At 55.5% G+C, this 5,012-nt stretch carries 2 protein-coding genes; both read left to right on the forward strand.

The features are described from left to right. On the forward strand, positions 1-4,204 hold a 4,204-nt coding region (gltB, locus tag ABJQ89_RS16350; protein ID WP_348497223.1), incomplete at its 5' end, for a glutamate synthase large subunit. Positions 4,205-4,284: 80 nt separating this feature from the next. Further along, on the forward strand, positions 4,285-5,012 hold a 728-nt coding region (gene mtgA / locus ABJQ89_RS16355; protein WP_348497224.1), incomplete at its 3' end, for a monofunctional biosynthetic peptidoglycan transglycosylase.

Here is a 5,012-nt window from a genome sequence, read left to right on the forward strand (position 1 = left end):
CTTCCTGCCGCGCACAAACTATGGCGCGCAAGAAACCTGCCGGACCATCGTTGAATCCGAAGTTCTGCGCATGGGCTATTACATCTACGGCTGGCGCCATGTGCCGGTTGATGTGTCCTGCCTAGGCGACAAAGCGAACGCAACGCGCCCAGAGATTGAGCAAATCCTCATCTCCAACTCTAAAGGCGTGGATGAAGAAACGTTCGAGCGTGAGCTCTATGTGATCCGTCGCCGTATTGAAAAAGCGGCAGCAGCGGCTGGCATTAACGATCTCTATCTCGCGTCCTTGTCTTGCCGCTCGGTGATCTACAAAGGCATGATGCTCGCGGAGCAGGTTGCGGTATTCTACCCTGACCTGATGGATGAGCGTTTCGAGAGTGCGTTCGCGATCTATCACCAGCGCTATTCCACAAACACCTTCCCTGAATGGTGGCTCGCGCAGCCGTTCCGCATGTTGGCCCACAACGGTGAGATCAACACGCTCAAGGGCAACGTCAACTGGATGAAGAGCCACGAAATTCGCATGGCCTCTGGCGCATTTGGCGACATGGCGGAAGATATCAAGCCGATCATCGCAGCGGGGTCTTCTGACTCTGCCGCGCTTGATTCCGTGTTCGAGGTTCTCGTGCGCGCAGGTCGCAACGCGCCTATGGCGAAAACAATGCTGGTTCCAGAAAGCTGGTCCAAGCAAGCGGTTGAACTGCCTCAGTCGTGGCGCGATATGTATTCTTACTGCAACTCCGTGATGGAGCCATGGGATGGCCCCGCTGCGCTTGCCATGACCGACGGTCGCTGGGTCTGCGCCGGTCTTGACCGTAACGGTCTGCGCCCAATGCGCTACGTTGTAACTGCAGATGGTCTCGTGATCGCGGGTTCCGAGGCGGGCATGGTGCCGATCGACGAAGCAACCGTCGTTGAAAAAGGTGCGCTTGGCCCGGGTCAAATTCTTGCTGTCGATATGCAGGACGGCAAAATGTACCACGACACAGAGATCAAAGATAAGCTGGCCGCTGCCCAGCCTTTCGGTGATTGGGTTGGCAAAATCAACGAACTTGATGGCGCGCTTGGTTCGGTGACTGAGACAGCGATCTATGCGGGCGCGGAATTGCGCAAGCGTCAGATTGCGGCTGGCTACACCATCGAAGAGCTGGAGCAAATTCTTGCACCAATGGCCGAAGATGGCAAAGAGACGCTGGCCTCTATGGGCGATGATACGCCGTCTGCTGTTCTGTCTAAGAAGTATCGCCCGCTGAGCCATTTCTTCCGTCAGAACTTCTCTCAGGTGACAAACCCACCTATCGACAGCTTGCGCGAATTCCGCGTGATGAGCCTCAAAACGCGGTTTGGGAACCTCAAGAACGTTTTGGACGAAAGCTCTGCGCAAACCGAAATTCTCGTGCTCGACAGCCCGTTCGTGGGCAACGCGCAGTGGGATGAGTTGGTTAAGAACTTTAATGCTGGCGTTGTCGAAATCGATTGTACGTTCGAAAGCGGTGCTGGAGAATTGCAAGCTGGCCTCACGCGCATCCGTTCAGAAGTTGAAGATGCCGTGCGCTCTGGTGCGGGTCACATTGTTCTGACGGATCAAGGTCAGAATGAAACCCGCGTTGGCATGCCGATGATCCTTGCGACGTCCGCTGTTCATAGCCACCTGACACGCAAAGGTCTGCGTACCTTCTGTTCTTTGAACGTGCGGTCTGCTGAATGTGTTGATCCGCATTACTTTGCGGTTCTGATCGGCTGTGGCGCGACGGTTGTGAACGCCTATCTTGCGGAAGATTCCCTTGCCGACCGTATTGAGCGCGGACTGCTCGATTGCACATTGACCGAAGCCATCGCGCGCTATCGCAACGCGATTGACCAAGGCCTGCTGAAAATCATGGCGAAGATGGGGATTTCTGTGATCTCGTCCTACCGTGGTGGTCTGAACTTTGAGGCGGTTGGCCTCTCCCGCGCGATGTGCGCGGAGTTCTTCCCGGGCATGACGTCCCGCATCAGCGGCATCGGCGTCTCTGGTATCCAGTTCAAAGCGGAAGAAATTCACGCGCTGGGCTGGCAGGGTGGCCGTGATGTTCTGCCAATTGGTGGCTTCTACAAGGCGCGTAAATCTGGCGAAACCCACGCGTGGGAAGCGCAGTCCATGCACATGATGCAAACCGCGTGTAACACGGGCTCTTTCCAGATGTGGAAGCAGTATAGCGCGAAAATGCAAAGCAACCCGCCGATCAACTTGCGCGACTTGCTGGCGATCAAGCCTATGGGCGAAGCGATCAACGTGGATGAAGTGGAAAGCGTCACAGCGATCCGCAAGCGTTTTGTAACGCCTGGCATGTCTTTGGGTGCTCTTAGCCCCGAAGCGCATAAATTGCTGAACGTCGCGATGAACCGCATTGGCGCGCGCTCTGATTCAGGTGAGGGCGGTGAAGATCCAGCGCACTTCGTACCAGAGCCAAATGGCGATAATCCATCCGCGAAGATCAAGCAGGTGGCCTCTGGTCGTTTTGGTGTTACAGCAGAATATCTGAACCAGTGTGAAGAGCTGGAAATCAAAGTTGCACAGGGCGCAAAGCCCGGTGAGGGTGGCCAATTGCCGGGCATGAAGGTCACAGACCTGATCGCGCGCCTGCGTCACTCGACCAAAGGTGTGACATTGATTTCACCGCCGCCGCATCACGATATCTATTCTATCGAAGATTTGGCGCAGCTTATTTACGATCTCAAGCAGATCAACCCGCGCTGTAAAGTGACGGTGAAACTGGTTGCTTCTTCCGGTGTTGGCACGATTGCCGCTGGTGTTGCAAAGGCGAAAGCTGATGTGATCCTCGTGTCTGGCCATAACGGCGGTACAGGCGCATCTCCTGCGACCTCGATCAAATACGCGGGTCTGCCATGGGAAATGGGTTTGACCGAAGCGCACCAAGTTTTGGCGATGAACAACCTTCGTGATCGCGTAACATTGCGCACCGATGGTGGTCTGCGCACGGGTCGTGACGTTGTCATGGCCGCAATGCTTGGCGCTGAAGAATACGGTATCGGGACAGCAGCACTGATCGCGATGGGCTGCATCATGGTACGTCAGTGCCAGTCCAACACATGCCCAGTCGGCGTTTGTACGCAGGACGAAGCGTTGCGTGACAAGTTCACGGGCACAGCGGACAAGGTTGTGAACCTCATCACCTTCTATGCACAGGAAGTTCGTGAAGTGTTGGCGTCTATCGGTGCGCGTTCCTTGGATGACGTCATTGGCCGTGCAGACCTGTTGCATCAGGTCTCCCGTGGCTCTGCGCATCTGGATGACCTTGATCTGAACCCGCTTCTGATCACCGTCGATGGGTCCGAGAACATTAAATATGATCGTTCCCGCCCACGCACTGCTGTGCCTGACACGCTTGACGCTGAGATCGTGCGCGATGCTGCGCGTTTCTTGGAAGACGGTGAAAAGATGCAGCTGTCTTATGCGATCCAGAACACCCATCGCACCGTTGGTACACGGGTCTCTAGCCACATCGTCAAGAACTTCGGCATGCGCAATACACTACAACCAGATCACCTGACGGTTCAGCTTAAAGGCTCTGCCGGTCAGTCTCTGGGTGCCTTCGCGGCTCCTGGACTAAAGCTCGAAGTCAGCGGCGATGCCAATGACTACGTTGGTAAGGGCCTGTCCGGTGGTACAATCGTTGTGCGTCCGCCTATGGCGAGCCCATTGAAAGCGTCCGAGAATACGATCATCGGGAACACCGTTCTTTATGGTGCGACGGACGGTTATCTCTTCGCGGCGGGTCGCGCTGGCGAACGTTTCGCTGTGCGTAACTCTGGTGCCTCTGTGGTGATTGAAGGCTGTGGTTCCAACGGTTGTGAATACATGACCGGCGGCGTTGCTGTGATCCTTGGCTCTATCGGCGCGAACTTTGGCGCGGGTATGACCGGCGGTATGGCCTACCTCTACGATCCTGAGGGCGAAGCGCAAAGCTTGATGAACCACGAAACGCTTGTGACGTGTTCTGTGACCCAAGCGCACTGGGAACGTCAGTTGAAGATGCTGATCGAACGCCATGCGGCCGAAACTGGCAGTGCTCATGCAGAGCAAATTTTGCAGCACTGGGATACCGAACTGGCGAACTTTGTTCAGATCTGCCCGCTAGAGATGCTCGACAACCTGCCACACCCATTGGGTATCGAAGACAAAGCGATCCCTGCGGAGTAAGCGCAACGTGATCTAAAAAAACGCCCGAGGTTCTGCTTCGGGCGTTTTTCTATTCTGGCGCGCGCTGTAAGGTCCGTTTCATGGCACGCGCAGCAAAGAAAAAAACAACACCCAAGAAAAAGAGCAAAGCAAAGGTCAAACGCTCCTTTGCGGATCGCATCACTGCGACGCGCTTGTTTGTGCGCCGTTGGTTTGTGCGCTGCATTTTGATTTTCGTGGTTTTGATGTTGCTCTGGGTGCTTCTGTACACGTGGTACAATCCGAGCAAGACGCCCTACATGCGCAGTGAATCGCTGCGTATCGGCGAAGAGGTTGATCATGAATGGGTGCCGATGGATCAAATCGCACCTGTCATGGCGCGCTCTGTTGTTGCAGCGGAAGATGCGAATTATTGCAATCACTGGGGCTTTGACATGAGTGCGATCCGCGCGGCTGTAGATGCGGGCGGCGCGCGCGGTGCTTCGACGATTAGCCAACAGGTCGTGAAAAACGTCTTCCTTTGGCATGGGCGCAGTTATGTTCGCAAAGCTTTGGAAGCGGCGATTACACCCGTCATGGAACTCATGTGGTCCAAGCGACGTATCCTAGAGGTTTATTTGAACATCGCTGAGTTTGACGAGGGCGTCTTTGGCGTTGAGGCAGCGGCGCGTCATTACTTTGGTGTTGGACCTGAACAGCTAAGCGCAACCCAAGCTGCGCGACTGGCTGCGATCCTGCCATCTCCGAAAACGCGTAGCGCGTCCAGACCGTCAAATTATGTACGTAAACGCACTGGCCAGATCATCGACGGGGCGGCTACGATCCGCCG

Origin of the sequence: Planktotalea sp., assembly GCF_039984035.1 — a bacterium.
GTDB lineage: Bacteria > Pseudomonadota > Alphaproteobacteria > Rhodobacterales > Rhodobacteraceae > Planktotalea.